This window comes from uncultured Victivallis sp. (genome assembly GCF_944391105.1).
GTDB lineage: Bacteria > Verrucomicrobiota > Lentisphaeria > Victivallales > Victivallaceae > Victivallis.
Genome location: NZ_CALXSK010000010.1, coordinates 39,983 through 58,499 on the forward strand (window position 1 = coordinate 39,983; position 18,517 = coordinate 58,499).

The following is an 18,517-nucleotide window of genomic DNA, read 5'->3' on the forward strand; positions in this document are numbered from 1 at the left end:
CGCTTTTACGAAATCTGACAGAATAGAACAATTTCAGGAGTAACCCATTATTATGGCTAAACAGCTTATTTTTTCGGAAGAGGCCCGTCGCGGGATTCTCGAAGGCGTCACCCTGCTGAGCAAGGCGGTCAAGGCGACCCTCGGTCCGAAGGGCCGCAACGTTGTTATCGACAAGAAGTTCGGCGCTCCGGCCATCACGAAGGACGGCGTGACCGTCGCGAAGGAGATTGAACTGAAGTGCCCGTATGCGAACATGGGCGCTCAGATGGTCAAGGAAGTCGCCAGCAAGACGAACGACGTCGCCGGCGACGGCACGACCACCGCGACCGTTCTGGCCGAGGCGATCTACCGCGAAGGCCTGAAGAACGTCACCGCGGGCAGCAACCCGATGGAACTCAAGCGCGGCATCGAGAAGGCCGTTGAGGCCGTCGTTGCCGAGATCGCGAAGATGAGCGTCGGCGTGAAGGATCAGATCGCGCAGGTTGCGACCATTTCCGCCAACGGAGACGAGACGATCGGCAAGATCATCGCCGAGGCGATGGACAAGGTCGGTCAGGAGGGAACGATCACGGTCGAAGAGGCCAAGACGCTTGAGACGACCCTTGACGTGGTCGAAGGCATGCAGTTCGACAAGGGGTATTTGTCGCCCTATTTTGCGACGAACACCGAGTCGATGGAAGCCATTCTGGAGGATGCGTACATCCTCATTCACGAGAAGAAGATCAGCAATCTGAACGACATGCTCCCGCTGCTTCAGGCGGTTGCGAAAGAGGGCAAGCCGCTCCTCATCATCGCGGAGGATGTCGAGGGCGAGGCTCTGGCCACGCTCGTCATCAACAGCATGCGCGGCATCCTCAAGGTGTGCGCGGTGAAGGCTCCGGGCTTCGGCGACCGCCGCAAGGCGATGCTGCAGGATATTGCGATTCTGACCGGCGGCACCTGCGTGACCGAGGATCTCGGCATCAAGCTCGAAAATGTGACGCTTTCTCAGCTCGGCAAAGCCAAACGCGTTACCGTCACGAAAGAGAACACCACGATTGTGGAAGGCGCCGGCACGCAGAAGGCGATCATGGGCCGCGTCGCTCAGATCCGTCGCGAGATCGAAGAGACCACCAGCGATTACGATCGTGAAAAGCTCCAGGAGCGTCTCGCGAAGCTGGCCGGCGGCGTTGCCGTCATCAGCGTCGGCGCTGCGACCGAGGTCGAGATGAAGGAGAAGAAGGACCGCGTCGACGATGCGCTGCATGCGACCCGCGCCGCGGTTGAGGAAGGCATCGTCGCCGGCGGCGGCGTTGCGCTGGTCCGCGCGGCTGCCGCGGTCAAGAAGCTGAAGCTCTCCGGCGACGAGGCCACCGGTGCCGCGATCGTCGAGCGCGCGGTCGAAGAGCCGCTCCGTCAGCTCGCCGCGAACGGCGGTTACGAGGGCAGCGTCGTGGTCGAACGCGTGAAGGAAGCCAAGGGCAACGTCGGCTTCAATGTCGCGACCGGCGAGTATGTCGACATGATCAAGACCGGCATCCTTGACCCGGCGAAGGTGACTCGTTCGGCGCTGCAGAACGCGGCTTCGGTTGCAAGTCTGCTGCTGACCACTGAGTGCCTGATCACGGACATCAAGGAAGAGAAGGAACCCGCGATGCCTCCGGCCGGCGGCATGGGCGGAATGGGCGGGATGATGTAAGTTTCGCCTGAACTTCATACGAAGGCGCACTCCGGAAACGGGGTGCGCTTTTTTGCATTTCGGGGATGTTGCGGTTATATTATAAAGACCGGTGTGCGGAGGCACGGATTTGCCCGCGATCCGGTGGAGATGAGAACTGAAAAGAGGAATTCCCGATATGTTTGAAATTGAAATTGACCGCACGTTTTCCGCGGCACATCAGCTGCGTGGATACAACGGCGACTGCTGCAGGCTGCATGGGCACAATTACAAAGTGACGGTCGTCGTCCGTTCGGAGGAGCTCGACGAGATCGGCATCGCGCTCGACTTCAAGAAACTCAAGAGCGAACTTGATGCGCTTCTGGCGGAGTACGATCACTCGAATCTCTCGGAGTTGCCGGAGTTTCAGACGATCAACCCGACCAGCGAGAATCTCGCGCGCACGATTTACCGGAAAATCGGTGCGAAGATGAACGGCGGATCGATCCGGGTTCACCGGGTGCGCATCGGGGAGTCGGATCACTCGGCCGTCACCTATTTTGAGGAGTAGAATCCGTGCGGCTGGTGGAATCGTTCACGAGTTTGCAGGGGGAGTCGACCCACGCGGGGAGGGTTTGTCACTTTCTGCGCCTTGCGGGATGCAATCTCAACTGCAGTTATTGCGATACGCGCTACGGCCGGAGTTTTGAGGCCGGAAGGCCCGTCACGGTCGATGAGCTTGTGAAACTTGCTCTCGACTCCGGGGTGAAACTTGTCGAAATCACCGGCGGCGAGCCGCTCGCAACGCCGGAAACCCCGGAACTCTGCGGCCGGCTTCTGGCTGAAGAATTCGAGGTGCTGCTTGAGACGAACGGATCGTACTCGATCGCCGCCGTTCCGCGGGAGGTTCGCAAGATTCTCGACTGCAAGCTGCCCGGTTCCGGCATGTTCGATGCGAATGATTTCGGGAATTACGAGCTGCTTGCGCCGCACGACGAGATCAAGTTCGTGATCTCCGACCGGGCGGATTTCGACTGCATGATCGCCGTGATCCGGAAATACGGCCTTGCGGAAAAATGCCGCAATCTGCTCGCGAGCCCGGTCTGGGGACGCGTCGAATTTGCCGCGCTTGCGGCATGGATCGTCGACTCCCGCGCACCGGTGCGCATGCAGTTGCAGATGCACAAACAGATCTGGGGGGAGAAGCCCGGCGTTTGACCGATGGGCGGCTCAGAGCTTGTCGTGCAATGTTTTCAGGAGCGGGAGAAACTCCTCCGGGGTATGGAACGGGTGTTCCGGGCCGGTCGGAGGCTGCCCCGTCGCCGGTTCGAGCAATGGAACGTCGTACTCCCGCGCTAGACGGCGGAGCGCTTCCTGAAGTTCTTCCTGAGATTTCTCTTCGCCCGGGCGAACCGGTGCCGGGACGAGATAGACTGCGTGCAGTTTCCGGTTCCTCCGGAGTTTTTCGAGAATCGCGGCGATGTAGCGGTCGCGCATCCACGGCTCGATGGTGCCCATGTGGTGAAGGCAGGGGAGGAAGAGAATCGCCCGGTCGGCCGTACTGTTGCCGATCCGGTCGAGCAGCTCCAGAAATCCGTCGCGCAGCGGCGTCTCGGAATCGCGGAACGGGACGAATTCCAGCGTCTGATTTTCCCGGGTTTTGAGTTGTTCCTCGGCAAATGCGGCCAACCCCTCCACCGGCTCGGCGATCAGAAGGAGTTTGCGGAAAGGCGCGAGTTCGTCTCCGATTTTCCGGGGGAGCTCCCAGTTGCGGATATCGCTGAGTTTCGGGCGGTGCAGAACGAGCACCGTATTGTCCAGATTGGCCTGCTGAGCGAGATTCTCCGCCATCACCGGGAGGATGCGGATCCCCGCGCGGTCGAATTCAAAGTTTTCAATGTCGAGCCGGACACGGAAGAATTCCGCCTTCTTCTGCCGCTGAGGGGGAAGGGTGATCGTATCCTTGCGGTAGATATCCGCGGCGGCACGGTTGAATCGCTCATCCGGTTTGGCCGGGAGCCGTACCCGGCGCAGTTCCAGAGCCCTGCCGTCGACCGAGATATCGAGCTGCGCCTCGATTTCGAGCGGGAGGCGTGAGATGGTTTCCGCCGCGACGGGGAGCTCCTCATCATCGTAGATGATCTCCGGAGCCCACAGCCGGAGTTGAAGATCGGGACGGAGTTCGACAAGGTCGGCCCGGTAGTCCGGGTTGAGTACGGTAAGCCGGGTCTCCGGACGGTCGATGCGCCGGAACGAAAGGGCTGTCTCCGGTGTGTTGCCCGGAATCACGGCGATCGAAAGTTCGTCGGGAGAGCGCCACTCCTCCGAGTCGCCGAACTGCCACTCCAGCTCTTCGGCCGGCGTCAGGAAATCAAAACTTTCAATCGGAATGTATGACTGTTTGGCCGTGTAGAGCAGATAGTGGCCGCGCCGCGAAAGCAGAGGATATTCAACGTTTCTGCTGCTCACCAGCCCGGTCGGCGTCGCAGGCCGGGCGGGCGTGAAATGTTCCGCGGCGAGGAGTCGGAATTCCCCTTTCCCCGCCGGACGCATGCGTGCGGTCATCTGGCTGTATCCGCTGTTCAGACGATAGAAAAGCTCGAAGGGGATGCTCCCTTTTTTGAGGCTCTGCCTGACGACGACGGTTTCCGCCGGCTGGGAGCCGTTCGCATTGAGACGGCGGGCGACGACCTGGCCGTCGAGTCTCAGCAGCGTGAGAGAGTTGGAGCGGAGTTCAAATTCATATTCCCCGTCCTCCGGCACGTCGAGGAATCCGGAAAACCGGGCCGAATAATGTTCCGATGTCTCCGGAGGGCGCACGACCAGCTGAACTTCGGTCGCAATGAATTCGCGCGGATTCCGCCAGCCTGCGACGCTGAGCAGGTCGTTCTCCGCGCCATGTTCCATCTCTTTGCGCGCCTGTGCGTACTGGCCGTCGATGCGGGCGATTTCGCGCTTCATGTATTCCAGATGGTTCTTCATCTGATTTTTGAGCGAGGCGTTGAATCGGCGCATGCGTTCACAATAGGGATAGCCGTTGAGTTCGGACGCGGTACGCAGCCACAGATTTTTGTTTTTTGTATGGAGGCGCTTGAACAGATTCTGGCGGTTTTTGAAATACTGCGGAAACTTCGGAACGCCGCGCGGCACTTCGAATCCCGTGATCGCCTGGCGCATGAGAACGAACGGGCGGTTGTAGAAATTGCGGGTGTGCCACCGGTTGACACCGGCACGCGCGATCTCCATATTTCGCCGGTCCAAAAACTCCTGCGGTGTGCAGGGGCGATTGCCTCCCCAGTAGAAATTCAGCTTCAGCCGCTGCGCGGGCGGGCGCTCGCCGGACTCTTTCGTCCAGGTGTCGAACGGCTGTCTGGCGGAGTAGCCGAAATAGATGTCGAAGCTCTTCGCTTTCGGCGCCGGGGCGATCGAGAGCGAGAAGTTGTCATGAAGCTGGTAAGCGACCGGATTGCCCGCGTCATCGAACACCCGTACCCCGTTCGAGGGCAGAACCGGCAGCACGAGCCGTCTCAGGTCGATGCTGGAAGCCTCAGCCGGACGCTCCGGCACGGCGGTGAGCCGGAATTCCGCCTCCGGCTGGAGCCACTTGCGTTCCGCCGAAGCGGGGGCTTCCGGCGTCGCCGCGGCTGTTTCAGGCGCGGGCGCAGCAAACGCCCGGGACAGCGGCAGCAGGAGGAAAAGACAGAAAGCCAGGACGCGCATTACGGTTTCTCCTGTTCGAGTTTGAATGCCAGATCGATCCGGAACGGCGGGGCAGTGAGAGTCACGGCATTATTGCCCGCTTCAACTTTCATGACGGAAGAGGCAATTTCCGCATACGGCAGCGTCGAGAACCAGCGAAGGCGGTAATTGCCCGCTTCGAGCAGTTTGGTGTCGATCCGGATGGAAACATCCTTGACTTCCGGAACGGTGTTTGCATCGTCGGGATAACGCTGGGTTGCGGTGTGGTTGAAAACCCACCCGTAGGCGGCGCCGGGCTTAGCGAGCGCCATGGCCATGTAACGCTGATCCTTCGGCGGCGCAGGGACCGTGACCGGCGCGGAGGGCAGATAGTCGATACGGTCCGAGCGCAGATCGATTCCCTTCAGAAACTGGGAGAAGGCGTGATAATGGTCGTACCGGTTGTTCAGATGAACGAAGTCGTGCCACCAGAGGAACGGCGTTCCCGCCAGCCGGGCGAAGAGAGAACCCCAGAGCCCGCAGTGGATATCCCCGGTCATCTGCTCGGGGGAGCTCCCGGAGGGATTGCCGCCGTATTCGGTGATGAGCTGCGGTTTGCCGTGCTTCATGCTGTTGCAGTAGTCGCGGAGATGCTCGGCAAAATGTTGTGCGGGGTTGCGGTAGGCGTCTCCCGCCAGGTGGGTGATCGCAGGCTGCTGAAAGAGCTGAACGAGCCCGAGCAGATTGTGAAATTCACTGCTCACATGGGTGGAGACCAGCCAGTTGATCTGCGAGAAGTTGCGCAGTTCGGTCGCCGCCTGCTGATGCCATTTTTGAATCGTGCCGTCCTGATAGCGTTCGCGCATCTGGCTTGTGAGGTCGACTTCACTCCACAATTCGACCGCCATGATGCCGGGCGTCGCGCCCCAGCGGGCTGCGATGTAGCGGGCCCGTTTCGAGTTGTTCTCGAGGGCAGGCTCGCTGCGGAAGAAGTCGCCGGGAATCTTCAGGAAGCCGCCGTTGGCGACGGCGTATTCCGCGCCGGAGTTGATCGGATTTTCCCGCCATTCCGGGTCGGAGGTGTCGGAAAGCCGCCCGTGATTGTCGATGATGAGGTTCACGAGAACGCCGTTCCGGTTCGCCGTGTCGATCACATGGTCGAGCCGCCATGCCGCTTCGGTGTTGTAGCGTCCGACGCCGTAGTAACCGCTGCGCCCCGCGTCGTGTTCGAGTGCGAAGGTCCAGCCGGCCATCCAGACTTCGACGGCGTTGATTCCGGATTTTCCGCATGCTTCAAGATAGTCGTCGTAATCGTAAGTTCCGCGATCGGGCAGATGGCCGAAGTGGAAACCGATTTCGCTGCGGCGATCGGTGTTGGTGTGGATGTTCAGTCCGATCGGGAAGTAGAATTCGCCCGTGGAAAACTCGAAATAACCGGGATTCCTCGTCGAGACGCGTACCGGACCGGGCAGCTGCGAGGGAATCGCGGTGAACTCCCGCCACCGGCTCGTGATCTCCTCGTTTTTCTGCACATCCTTTACGACAAGGCGAATCCGATGCACGCCGGGAACGAGCGGAGTGAAGCGGATCTCCCAGAAACCAGATCCCGTCGGCCGGGTGATTTCGCGGGTGAAATGGCGCGTGCGGAGGTATTCGCGGGACCAGAAGCCGGGATAACGTTTGATCTGACCGTCCGGAGTCTGAAGTTCGTAGTCGACGGTCACCTCCTTCGGATCGTAGGGATTGAAGAACTCCCGGGCGAGCCGGAAACGGGAGGCCACCCGACGGTTCACCTCGCCGGAGTTCGGCAGTTTCCAGTCGAGGATCGAAAGCGGCTGTGGTTCGCGTTGTCCGGAGAACGTGAGATTTCGACATTCAAAGATGAATTTCCGGTTTTCTCCACCGTAGATGGAGATGCCGGCCGAAAACAGCCTGGTCGCCGCCTCCGCGTCGAAAACCGCCTCATGTCCGACGCCGTGCCAGTCCCGTCCGCTCCGGTCGAGCCGGACGCTGATTTTTTTCCACTCGCCGGGGAGAAATGTGAACTCCTCGAGGCTCTGGAACCAGAGGCCTTCCTTGTCCTTGAAGAAGAGCACCCCCTTGACCGGTTCAGGCGTATCGGCCGTGACGCGGGCTTCCAGTTCGAGATTCCGCGCCTCGAAGGCGGAACGCTGCGGCCGGAATTTCAGGCGGTCCGGCTCCTGGTAGAGCTGGGCGCTGCCGGGAAACTCCACCTCGATCTCCGGTTCGCCGGGAGTGAGGAAGTTCGCCCCGTCGACACGCCAGACTCCGTCGACGGCCGCAAGCAGCAGCGGCAGAACGAAAACGATTGCACCGGAGAGAAAGCGGATCATGATTCTTCGAGATCCTTCAATGCGAGGTTGCCCGGACTCCGGGAGGCGTCGTTGCGGAGCAGTTCAAGGGCGCGGACGCTCTTTTCGAGTTTGGCGTTGCCGGCGGCGGGAGGATGAACCAGACCCGTTTCATCGAGTTTCGCGAGCGCGTCGCAGATGGTGTAACGCTCCGAAGGATGGGCGGGCAGATAGTCCGGTGCGGTCTTGTCGTTTTCGAGTTTGTAGATCACTCCGGATTCGACGAGCTCATCGAGCATCGAAAGCGTGAGCACCTGCGGCAAAGGCAGCTCCTCGAGAATCCTGTCCTCATTGACCGCTCCCTGATCCCGGCTGAAGCTGCCGAAGATTTTTCCGAGAATCAGAAGCTGATATTCGCGGCGCAGTTTCCGGCTGATCTTGACTTTTCCGAGCCGGTCGAAGAGTCCGCTGCCGATGTGCTGGTGAACAAACGACACCTCCGCCCCGAAGAGCGCGATCTGCCACGACAGTTTAAGCCAGATGAGAAAGAGAGGCAGCACCGCGAAGCTGCCGTAAACCTTGTTGTACTGATAGATCCGGGTCTGCAGAATGATGAATCCGTCCTGCAGCAGCTGGAACAGCACGCCCGCGACAGCTCCGCCGATCAGAGCCGAGAGAAGCCTTACGCGCGTATTCGGCGCGATGAGGTAGATCACCGTGAAGGTCAGCACGATAAGCACCAGCGGAGTAAGATCGACGGCCAGTGAGAAAAGCACGCCTCCGAGAATGGAGCTGCCGGTCCCTTCGCCGATGATCCGTCTCAGCACCGGCGCCGCGCTGGAAAGCACGACAATGAGGAACGGGGTGATGAGGATCAGCGCCAGATAGTCGCTCAATCGGCGGAAGATGTTTCCATGAGAAGGAAGATTCCAGATTGCGTTGAACGATTTCTCCACGTTGTTCGCCAGCCACATGACCGTCCAGATGAGGACGATGACGCCGGCGCCGGCGATGACGCCGCTTTGCGTCTGCTGCAGTGTGGAGTCCGCGAACTGATAGATCCATTCGAGAATTTCGCGTTGATTCGCAAGTTTTTCGCTGAGGATCTCCTGGAGTTTCTCCTGCAGCGCAAACCCCTTGGCGATGCCGAACGCAAGCGCGAGCATCGGCACGATCGCGAAGAGCGTGTAATACGTAAGCGCGACGGCCCGGAGGCTGTTCCGGTCCGCCGTGAACCGCAGCGAAGCGAGCCACAGAAGCCGGGTGAATTTCCCGGTCGGCCACAGCTCGCGGTAGGAGCGGTCAGATCCCGCGACATAGCGGATGAATAATTGTTTGAGTTTTCCGGTGCGCATTCGATCCCCCCATCGCTTGCAACCGTGCCGAAATTGTTATTTCCCCTGCTTGTTCCCCCAGGAATCCTTCAGCGTGACCGTGCGGCTGAAGACCGGCGCACCGGGCTTCGAATCCGGGTCGACGCAGTAATAACCGTTGCGTTCAAACTGGACGCTCGTTCCGGCCGGAAGCTCCGCGAGTTTCGGCTCGACCAGCGCTTTGACGATCCGGATGGAGTCCGGATTGAGCTGTTCGAGGAAATTCGTGCCGTCCGCGCCGGGCTGTTCGACCGTGAAGAGCCGCTCGTAGAGCCGCACTTCGGCCGGGACGGCGCTGTCGGCCGAGACCCAGTGGATCGTCCCCTTGACCTTGCGGCCGTCCGGAGCGGAGCCGCCGCGGGTCGCCGGGTCGAACGTGCATTTGAGTTCGACGACGTTGCCGGCCTCGTCGAGCACGGCCTCTTCACACTTGATGAAGTAACCGTAACGCAGCCGGACTTCGCGCCCCGGAGCCAGTCGGAAATAGCCCTTGACCGGTTCGAGCATGAAGTCGCTCTTCTCGATGTAGAGTTCACGCCCGAACGGCAGTTTGCGGCTGCCGGCGGCGGGGTCCTCGGGATTGTTGACCGCATCGAGCGGTTCAACGCCTTCGGCCGGATAGTTCGTGATCGTGACCTTCAGCGGATCGAGCACCGCGAGGAAACGAGGCGCCGTCGCATTGAGCTCCTCGCGCACGCAATGTTCGAGAAGCGCGATGTCGGTCAGCGCCTCGAACTTCGTGATTCCGACGGTCCTGCAGAGTTTGCGGATTGCGGAGGCGGGAATGCCGCGGCGGCGCATTCCGCAGATGGTCGGCATGCGCGGATCGTCCCATCCGGCGACGTAATGCTCCTTCACAAGTTGCAGGAGTTTGCGCTTGCTCATGACCGTGTAGGTCAGATTCAATCGCGAGAATTCGGTCTGCACAGGCGGATTTTTGAATTCCAGCGCCTGGAGCACCCAGTCGTAAAGCGGGCGGTGGATTTCAAATTCAAGCGTACAGAAGGAGTGGGTCACTCCCTCGAATGCGTCTTCAAGCGGATGGGCGAAGTCGTACATCGGGTAGACGCACCACTTGTCGCCGTGGCGGAAGTGGTGAACGCGGCGAATCCGGTAGATGACCGGGTCGCGCATATGGATGTTCGGAGAAGCCATGTCGATGCGGGCGCGCAGGACCATGGCCCCGTCCTCGAACTCTCCGTTTCTCATGCGGGTGAAGAGGTCGAGATTCTCCTCCACCGAGCGGGCGCGTCCCGGCGACTCCTTTCCCGGGACGTTCAGTGTGCCGCGGTACTCCTCCCACTGTTCGGGCGAGAGGTCGCAGACGTAGGCGAGCCCTTTGCGTATCAGCGTGACGGCGCACTCGTACATGCGCTCGAAGTAGTCGCTCGCATAGTAGAGGTGTTCTCCGAAATCAAAGCCGAGCCACTTTACGTCGTTGATGATCGATTCGACGTATTCGGTGTCCTCCTTGGTCGGGTTCGTGTCGTCGAACCGCAGGTGGCAGACGCCTCCGTTCTCCGCCGCGACGCCGAAGTCGAGGCAGATCGCCTTGGCGTGGCCGATGTGCAGATAGCCGTTCGGCTCAGGTGGAAAACGGGTGACGACTTTCCCGTCGTTCTTGTTGTTGCGCAGGTCGTTTGCGACAATTTCGCGGATGAAATCCAGCGGTGCGTTGTTTTCATTGGTTTCCGGCATGATAACTGTAACTCCAGAGTGTTTTCAAAATGATGGATTGGAAAAAAGCGAAAATGCGCGGAGGCGCCGTTGTCGAAAAATTGAAAACGGTTCGAGGACATGTCGAAAATATTTCATGATCCGTCCGCTGCTCCGGCTGTTTCATTCACCATGTTTCGGGGTAACATACCACGTCTGTTGTTTTTTTGCCAGTCTTGCGGAAGGTTTTTTTGCGTGTTTTATCTTGAATAATGGGAAATGGGGATGTATCTTACCGGAATCAATCATTCGGGGGATTTCATGACGAAGAATTGGAAGCGAATAACGGTCGATCGGATGCCGTTCGGCCGGCGGGTGGAAACCAGCCGCTGGGTGGAGGATGGCGTCTGGGCGGCGAAATGGATCGCGCTGCCTTCCGGCCGCGGTTCGGCCGGAACGGTTGCCTACCGCAATTGCTTTGCGCTGTCCACGCCGGGGCGGAGGCTGATCGGAGTGGCGGCCGACGCGGTCTACCGGCTCTGGGTCGACGGCGTTGAGGTCGCCTCCGGGCCGGAACTCGGCGATGGAAAAAACGCTTTTGTCGATACTTTTGAATGGAACGCGGAGCCGGGCGAACATGTTTTTGTGGCGCTGGTCACGAGCTTCGGCGGTTGCGGGCCTTATGGAAAGGTCGAGTTCGAACACGGCTTTCTGCTGGCTGCGGACGGCGATGAAGCCGGGAAGATCGAAAGCCGGGCGGAGAACTTTGATGCGCTGCCGGTTGCCGGACTTGCCTTCGAGCCGATCCGCGGCTGGCCCGCGAGTGTCGGGCAGGAGCTGACGTTTGACGCGGCCGGGTATCCGGCGGGAATCGAACGGGGCTGCTGTGAGGGTTGGCGCCCCGTCACGGAACTGCGTCCCGGCGGAGACGCCGATCTGCGCAATGAGTTTGTGCCGCAGCCGCTGCTGCGCCCCGCGACGCTCCCGGAAATGGAGACGAAGGAAATTCGCGGCTTTACGGTCCGTTATGCCGGGCCGTTCGGTGGCCGGCTGTTCCGGGCGGCCGACAATCGCGCCGAAGAGCTCGACGGAATCGGCGAGGCGTTGCGGAACGGCACGTTTGAAGTTCCGCCGCGCACGGAGTTGAGACTGCTGCTCGAACTCGACGATTATTACTGTGTGCGTCCGCGTCTTGTGACCTCCGGCGGGAGAGGCGCGAAGATTTCACTCGGCTGGGCTGAAACGCTCATGACCGAGGAGCGGGAAGTTCGCGCCAAAGCGGAGCGGACGCAGTGGCGCGACCGCTATTTTTTCGGGATTTACGACCATTTTCTGCCGGACGGCCGGGAGCGGATGGCGTTCTGGACGGCCTGGTATCGGGCCGGGCGGTTCGTTTCGCTGGAGATACGCACGGGCGGGGAGCCGTTGCGGATTGACCGGCTTGGGCTGGAGGAGTTCCGCTATCCGCTTGCTCTGGACAGCTCCATCTCAACGGGTTGCGCGGATCTCGACCAGCTTTCCGTGCTCGCGCGACGGACGCTTGAGATGTGTTCGCACGACACTTTCATGGACTGCCCCTATTACGAACAGTTGATGTATCTCGGGGACACCCGGATTCAGGCGCTGCTGACGCTGACGATCTCCCGTGATTCCCGGCTGGTCGAGAAGGCGCTGCGGATGTTTGCCTCCGCACAGCTCGAATCGGGGCTTTTCCCGTCGCGCCATCCGTCGCGGATCACGCAGATCATTCCGACCTTTTCGCCGTTCTTCATCGGCATGCTGGAGGATTATGCGCGCTGGCGCGGCGGTCCGCTTGTCGCGGAGCTGCTCCCTGCGGCCCGGCGGGTGACGGATGCGTATGAGCGGTGGATCGGCGGGGATGGGCTGGTTTCGATTCCGCGCACCTGGTGTTTCGTCGACTGGACGGGGTGGACGGCGGGAGTGCCGCCGGAGGCGGAGCGCGGAGTTTCCGGAATCGTGAATGCGCTTTATCTTTACGGTCTGGGGTCGCTGGCGAATCTCTACGAACTGACCGGGGACGGCGTGATGGCGGACTACTTCCGCCGCCGCGCGGAAGTTCTGGCCGGCGCGGTGATCCGCAAATTCTGGCGCGAGGAGCGGAGTCTCTTTGCGGACACGGCGGACGACCGGAGTTTTTCGGAGCACATGCAGATTCTGATGCTGCTTTCCGGGGCGTTGCCGGAGAAGATCGAAACGGCGTGCGGCAGAGGGCTGTGCGAGGCGGACGGGCTCGTGCGGACGACGGTCTATTTCAGCTTCTATCTCTTTGAGGCGTATCGGAAACTGAATCGTCCCGACCTTTTCGACCGGAGGCTCGACCTCTTCCGGTCGATGTTGAAGCTCAATCTCGCGACGCTGCTGGAGGAGCCGGAGCCGAGTCGTTCTGACTGTCACGCCTGGAGTGCGCATATTCTCTGGCATTTTTACGCGTCGATGCTCGGGGTCCGTCCGGCCGGGTACGGGTTCCGACAGGTGGAAATAAGGCCGCAGCTGCTGCCGGGACGGCGGGTTCACGGCCGGATCGCGCACCCTGCGGGCGGCGTGATCGAAGTGGAGGCGGAAGCGGGACGCGCGGTCGTGACTCTTCCGCCCGGATTGAATGGAAGTTACTGTTTTCCGGACGGGCGGCGCGTCGCCCTCGCTCCGGGACGGAATGAAATCAAAGGATGAGGTTTTATGGAAACGATCAAACTCTGGAAGTCGGTGGAGAGTGCGGGCACCGGGAATCCCGCCGATGATTTCGACCCGTATCTCGAACTTTATCTGCTTGACGGGACGCAGCCTGCGCGCGGTGCGGTCATTGTCTGTCCCGGGGGCGGTTACTGCGCCCGGGCGCCGCATGAGGGCGAGCCGATCGCACGGAAATTCAACGAACTCGGATTCCACGCCTTCGTGCTGCAGTACCGGGTTTCTCCGTACCGCTTCCCCGCGCCGCAGCGGGATCTGTTCCGGGCGATCCGGATCGTGCGGAGCCGCGCGGAAGAGTGGGGCGTCAATCCGGAGCAGATCGCGGTGCTCGGATTCTCCGCGGGCGGACATCTCGTCGCTTCCGCGGGGACGCTTTTCAATGAAGTTGACGCGAAGGCGGGAGACGCCGCCGACGCCTGCTCGCAGAGACCTGACGCGATCATTCCCTGCTACCCGGTGATTTCGTTCAGTCGGGAATGGGGGCATCGCGGCAGCGGCGAAAATCTGCTGGGCGCCTCCCTCGACGAGCTTGAAGATCGTTTCTGCCTCAGCAGCCGGGTGACGGCCGATACGCCTCCGGCTTTTCTGTGGCATACCGCGACGGATGGCGGGGTTCCGGTGCGGAACTCGATCGCGTTTGCGGAGGCGTGCTGGAAAAACGGTGTACCGGCGGAGCTGCACGTGTTTCCGGCGGGACCGCACGGCATCGGGCTCGCTTTGGATTACCCCGAGGCGAAAATCTGGCCGGAACTCGCGGCGATGTTCCTCACGACGACGTGCGGATTCTCCGCGCGGAGCCGGGCATAACCGGAAGGAGAACGGGGCACGATGTTTTTCGATCCGGTCTATCTGCTGTTCACGCTGCCCGGGATTCTGCTGGGGCTCTGGGCATCGGCGAAGACGAAATTCACGTTTGACCGCTATTCCCGGGTGGAGAGCCTGAACCGGGTGACCGGTGCATCGGCCGCGCTGCGGCTGCTCGCGAACGCGGGGATCCGCGACGTCCGGGTGGAGGAGACGCAGGGATTCCTGAGCGATCACTATGATCCGACGGCGAAGGTGCTGCGTCTTTCGCCGGGCGTCTACCGGTCGGATTCCATTGCGGCGATCGGCGTGGCGTGCCACGAGGCGGGTCATGCGATTCAGCATGCGCAGGGATATTCGGCGCTCGGGCTGCGCAGTTCTCTTGTGCCGCTTGTGAATCTCGCGAGCCCCGGGGCATATATTTTCTTTCTGATCGGGCTTGTTCTGAACAGTCCGGCGCTGCTCTGGCTGGGGATCATCTGCTTTGGCATGGCAGTGCTTTTCTCTCTGGTGACGTTGCCGGTGGAGTATGACGCGAGCCGCCGCGCGAAGCAGCTCATGGTCTCTTCCGGAATTGTGACGCAGAGCGAAGCGGAGGGGGCGGGGGAGGTGCTTTCCGCGGCGTTTCTCACCTACGTGGCCTCCGCAGTGACGGCGCTGCTGACGCTGCTCTATTTTCTGTTCCGTTCAGGGCTTCTCGGGCGGAGGGATTGAAAAAGACGGGTCGACGTGATATATTGTGAACGGTAAGGAAGGCAATTTATTCTGAACACGAGGTTCCAATTGGCTCGACGGATCACTTATTCCGCCCGGTTCCGCCGCGATTATATCGCAGCGCTTGCCGTGGTTATTTTTTTCGTGATCGTGATTGCGGAGATCACGATTGCGATCAGCATTCCCGCTTATCTGAAACGGGAGAACGCAATGGCGCTGGAGGTGCGGCGGCTCCAGCTGCTCGAATCGTTCGATCATGCCCGCAACATATCGAGCAAACTGAAGGTTCGCGGCGGCGAAACCGCGGAGCTGGAGGCCCGGCTGGTCGGCTGGGGACTCAATTCCCTTGCCCCTTATCTGCGTGACCATGCCGGATCTCTTTCGGGAGAGGAGATCGCCGAGATGCAGACCACGGTTACGGAATTCATCCGGATCATGACCCGGCTCCGCGATACGGGGCCGTACTGCGTGGAGCAGAAGCTCGATACCGGCGGCTATATCGACAGCCGGATTCCGCAGGAGGCGAAATCGAAATGAGAGAAGAGGATTTTTCCGGAATTCTGCGCCGATTCGGTTCCTGCCGGGTTGCCGTGGTCGGAGACATGATGCTCGATGTTTACCTCTGGGGGCGGGTCAGCCGGATATCGCCGGAGGCGCCGGTTCCGGTTGTGAATGTTCAGAACCGGACGAGCTGTCTCGGGGGGGCTGCGAACGTCATGCGCAACGTCGCGACGCTCGGGGCGCGGGCCTTTGCATTCGGCGTGACCGGATGCGACCTCACCGGGGATGAGCTTGCCGCGGAGTTGAGGAAGTATCGGATCGGCGTCGACGGTGTGCTGCGGGATGAGACGCGGCGCACGACCGAGAAACGTCGCGTGATCGCCGGGGTTCAGCAGTTGTTGCGGGAGGATTATGAGGATCTGCATGCCGTTCCCGATGAGATTCGGCGGAAGATGGTTGAACAGGTGATCCGGCTGATTCGCGCGGGTGAGGTCGACGCGGTGATCTTCGAGGATTACCGCAAGGGGCTGCTGGCCGGATGGATGCTTGAGGAGGTCGTTGCCGAAGCGCGGCGCGCGGGTGTGGTGACGGCGCTGGATCCGAAGCCGGAGAGCATTGCTCCCGTGAAGGGCATTTCCGTTATGAAGCCGAACCGGAGCGAGGCGTTCGCACTTGCCGGAATCCCCGATTCCGCCGAATGGGTTCATCCGCTCGAAGACCGGGCGCTGGCGGAGGTGGCGCGGCGGCTGCTCGACGAATGGGCGCCGGAACAGCTTTTGATTTCGCTCGCCGCGCAGGGGATGGCGCTCTTCGGGCGGGACGGGACGGTCGAGGTGATTCCGACCCGGGCGCGTGAAGTGTTCGATGTGTCGGGAGCAGGGGATACCGTGACCGCCACGTTCACGCTCGCGCTGGTCTCCGGGGCGACGCCGGTGCAGGCTGCAGAGCTTGCGAACCGGGCGGCGGGCGTGGTGGTTGCGAAAGTCGGAACCGTTCCGGTTCATTTTGCGGAGTTGGATGAGGCTTTGAAGAAGGCCTGAAACAGATAAGGAAGAGGTCGATCATGAGTCAGGATCGCGTTGCGGTGGTGATTCCGTCGCGTTATGCCAGTACGAGATTTCCGGCCAAGCCGCTGGCGATGCTTTGCGGTAAGCCGATGGTTCAGCATGTGTATGAGAAGGCGGCCGCATCGTCGGCGGATCTGACGGTGGTCGCGACCGATCATCAGGCGATTTATAACACGGTTGTCGGATTCGGCGGGAAGGCGGTCATGACCGCGGAGTCGCATCCGTCCGGCACCGACCGGATCGCCGAGGCGGTTTCGAAGCTCGGCGGTGAGGTCGACATCATCATCAACGTCCAGGGGGATGAACCGTTGATTCCGACTTCCGTGATCGACGAACTCATCGCGATCATGAAGTGCGACCCTTCGATCGAGATGGCGACGGTCGCCGTGCCGGGGAACCGCGCAACGATGACCGAGAACAATGTGAAGGTGGTGTTCGGCGAGGATCGGTTCGCGCTCTACTTCAGCCGGTCGATGATTCCGTTTCTGCGCAAGGGCGGAGTGGAGGCGCCGGTCTATCTGCACTGGGGAATTTACGCGTACCGGCGGAGTGCGCTTGAGCGTTTCGTATCGCTGCCGCCTGGCCGCCTGGAGAACTGCGAGAAACTCGAACAATTGCGGGCGCTGGAAAACGGAATCCGGATTTACGTTCACCTTTCGGAACTTGAGAGCATCGGGATCGACACTCCGGAAGATCTTGTCCGGGCGGAGAAAAAGCTTCTGGAGGGCAGGTGAGATGAAAGTCGTTCAGGCCGGAAGCGTCACGTTCGGAGACGGGAATCTTGTGCTGATCGGCGGCCCCTGCCAGGCCGAGAGTCTCGAACTCTGCTGCGAAGTGGCGGAGTTTCTGAAAGGTCTCTGCGCGGAGCTGGGAGTACAGTATGTGTTCAAGGCGTCGTATGACAAGGCGAACCGTTCGAGCGAAAAGGGGGTGCGCGGCCCGGGGCTCGAACGCGGGGTTGAAATTCTTGCGGAGGTGAAACGCCGTTACGCCGTTCCGGTCATTACGGACGTGCATGAAACGGCGGATGTTCCGAAGGTTGCCGAGGTTGCGGACATTCTTCAGATTCCTGCGTTCCTCTGCCGCCAGACCGACCTGCTGCACGCGGCCGGGCGCAGCGGACGTGCGGTCAACATCAAAAAAGGGCAGTTCATGGCGCCCGAGGATATGGCCGGCGCCCTTGAAAAGGTCCGTTCGACGGGCAATGAAAAGATTCTTCTGACCGAGCGCGGGACGACGTTCGGTTATCACAATCTTGTGGTGGACATGCGCTCGCTTGTGACGATGCGCTCGTTCGGGGTGCCTGTGGTGTTCGATGCGACCCACTCGGTGCAGCTGCCGGGAGGGCTCGGCAACGCCTCGGGCGGTCGCCGGGAGTTTGTCGCGCCGCTGGCGCGCGCCGCTGCGGCGGTCGGAATCGACGCACTGTTCACGGAGGTGCATCCCCGCCCGGATGAAGCGATGTCCGATGGTCCGAACTCGCTTGATTTCAAGCAGGCCCGGGAAATTTTAACAAAGGTGAAACAGATTCATGACACGCTCAGATAAACTGAAAAAAATCAAGGCGATCGTTCTTGATGTGGACGGCGTCCTGACCGACGGCCGCGTGGGGTTCGGCGGAGAGGACGAAATCAAGTTCTTCCATCTTCGCGACGGGCACTGGCTGAAGATGGCGATGCGGGAGGGGCTGAAAGTCGGTATGCTTTCCGGGCGCGCTGCGAAGGCGAACCGGTTGCGCGCGGCGGAGCTCGGTCTCACCTTCATCTATGAGAACTGCATCGATAAGCTTGAGGCGTTTGAACGCATGCTCCGGGAGCAGGGGCTTTCCGCCGAAGAGTGTCTGTACATCGGGGATGACGTGATCGATCTGCCGCCGATGCGGCGCGCCGGGGTCGGTGTGGTGGTCGCCGACGGCATGCCCGAACTCGACGAGGCGGCGCTGTGGCGTACGATTCTGCCGGGCGGACACGGCGCTGTGGCGGAGGTTGTGCACCTTCTGCTTGCCGAACAGGGCAGGCTCGACGCCGCGCTCGAACGCTATCGTCGTTGAACAACGGCAGGGGAGAG

At 60.9% G+C, this 18,517-nt stretch carries 15 protein-coding genes; 11 read left to right on the forward strand and 4 right to left on the reverse strand.

What is annotated here, in order from left to right:
* The first annotated feature begins 49 nt into the window (after positions 1 to 49).
* The 3 genes from groL (at position 50) to Q0K10_RS05185 (ending at position 2,854) form a co-directional block, all read left to right on the forward strand.
* On the forward strand, positions 50 to 1,678 hold the full coding sequence (gene groL, locus Q0K10_RS05175; protein ID WP_294504243.1) for a chaperonin GroEL: 1,629 nt from the start codon (positions 50 to 52) through the stop codon (positions 1,676 to 1,678).
* Positions 1,679 to 1,835: 157 nt separating this feature from the next.
* Positions 1,836 to 2,207 (forward strand): 6-carboxytetrahydropterin synthase QueD, encoded by a 372-nt coding sequence (gene queD, locus Q0K10_RS05180; protein WP_294504165.1) that lies wholly within the window; start codon positions 1,836 to 1,838, stop codon positions 2,205 to 2,207.
* 5 nt (positions 2,208 to 2,212) lie between these two features.
* Positions 2,213 to 2,854, forward strand: a complete 642-nt coding sequence (locus Q0K10_RS05185; protein ID WP_294504168.1) for a radical SAM protein — start codon at positions 2,213 to 2,215, stop codon at positions 2,852 to 2,854.
* 12 nt (positions 2,855 to 2,866) lie between these two features.
* On the opposite strand, the gene Q0K10_RS05190 is transcribed toward Q0K10_RS05185, so the two are convergent.
* The 4 genes from Q0K10_RS05190 to Q0K10_RS05205 are packed head-to-tail and all read right to left on the reverse strand — an operon-like array spanning position 2,867 to position 10,697.
* Complete coding sequence (locus tag Q0K10_RS05190) at positions 2,867 to 5,356, reverse strand: PA14 domain-containing protein (protein WP_294504172.1); 2,490 nt, start codon at positions 5,354 to 5,356, stop codon at positions 2,867 to 2,869.
* Positions 5,356 to 7,668, reverse strand: coding sequence for a hypothetical protein (locus tag Q0K10_RS05195; protein WP_294504174.1), 2,313 nt, complete (start codon positions 7,666 to 7,668; stop codon positions 5,356 to 5,358). The genes Q0K10_RS05190 and Q0K10_RS05195 overlap by 1 nt, the downstream gene beginning before the upstream one ends.
* Positions 7,665 to 8,981, reverse strand: a complete 1,317-nt coding sequence (locus tag Q0K10_RS05200; protein WP_294504177.1) for a YihY/virulence factor BrkB family protein — start codon at positions 8,979 to 8,981, stop codon at positions 7,665 to 7,667. The genes Q0K10_RS05195 and Q0K10_RS05200 overlap by 4 nt, the downstream gene beginning before the upstream one ends.
* A gap of 36 nt (positions 8,982 to 9,017) precedes the next feature.
* On the reverse strand, positions 9,018 to 10,697 hold the full coding sequence (locus Q0K10_RS05205; RefSeq protein ID WP_294504180.1) for a glutamine--tRNA ligase/YqeY domain fusion protein: 1,680 nt from the start codon (positions 10,695 to 10,697) through the stop codon (positions 9,018 to 9,020).
* Positions 10,698 to 10,976: 279 nt separating this feature from the next.
* Between Q0K10_RS05205 and Q0K10_RS05210 the strand changes: the two genes are divergently transcribed.
* The 8 genes from Q0K10_RS05210 to Q0K10_RS05245 all read left to right on the forward strand — a co-directional run bounded on the left by Q0K10_RS05210 (position 10,977) and on the right by Q0K10_RS05245 (position 18,500).
* The gene (locus tag Q0K10_RS05210; RefSeq protein WP_294504183.1) at positions 10,977 to 13,346 is read left to right on the forward strand and encodes a hypothetical protein; all 2,370 of its coding nucleotides are present in this window, start codon (positions 10,977 to 10,979) and stop codon (positions 13,344 to 13,346) included.
* A 6-nt stretch (positions 13,347 to 13,352) separates the two neighbouring features.
* Entirely contained in the window at positions 13,353 to 14,171 is an 819-nt protein-coding gene (locus tag Q0K10_RS05215; RefSeq protein WP_294504186.1) for an alpha/beta hydrolase, read from the forward strand.
* A gap of 21 nt (positions 14,172 to 14,192) precedes the next feature.
* A complete protein-coding gene (locus Q0K10_RS05220) occupies positions 14,193 to 14,882 on the forward strand; it encodes a zinc metallopeptidase (RefSeq protein WP_294504189.1) in 690 nt (229 codons plus the stop codon).
* 69 nt (positions 14,883 to 14,951) lie between these two features.
* Positions 14,952 to 15,419, forward strand: coding sequence for a hypothetical protein (locus Q0K10_RS05225; protein WP_294504192.1), 468 nt, complete (start codon positions 14,952 to 14,954; stop codon positions 15,417 to 15,419).
* Positions 15,416 to 16,423, forward strand: a complete 1,008-nt coding sequence (locus tag Q0K10_RS05230; RefSeq protein ID WP_294504194.1) for a PfkB family carbohydrate kinase — start codon at positions 15,416 to 15,418, stop codon at positions 16,421 to 16,423. The genes Q0K10_RS05225 and Q0K10_RS05230 overlap by 4 nt, the downstream gene beginning before the upstream one ends.
* Positions 16,424 to 16,446: 23 nt before the next feature.
* A complete protein-coding gene (kdsB, locus tag Q0K10_RS05235) occupies positions 16,447 to 17,184 on the forward strand; it encodes a 3-deoxy-manno-octulosonate cytidylyltransferase (protein ID WP_294504196.1) in 738 nt (245 codons plus the stop codon).
* Between the two features lies 1 nt (position 17,185).
* Complete coding sequence (gene kdsA / locus Q0K10_RS05240; RefSeq protein WP_294504198.1) at positions 17,186 to 17,998, forward strand: 3-deoxy-8-phosphooctulonate synthase; 813 nt, start codon at positions 17,186 to 17,188, stop codon at positions 17,996 to 17,998.
* Positions 17,982 to 18,500, forward strand: coding sequence for an HAD family hydrolase (locus Q0K10_RS05245; RefSeq protein ID WP_294504200.1), 519 nt, complete (start codon positions 17,982 to 17,984; stop codon positions 18,498 to 18,500). Before kdsA ends, Q0K10_RS05245 begins: the two co-directional genes overlap by 17 nt.
* The last annotated feature ends 17 nt before the right edge of the window (positions 18,501 to 18,517 follow it).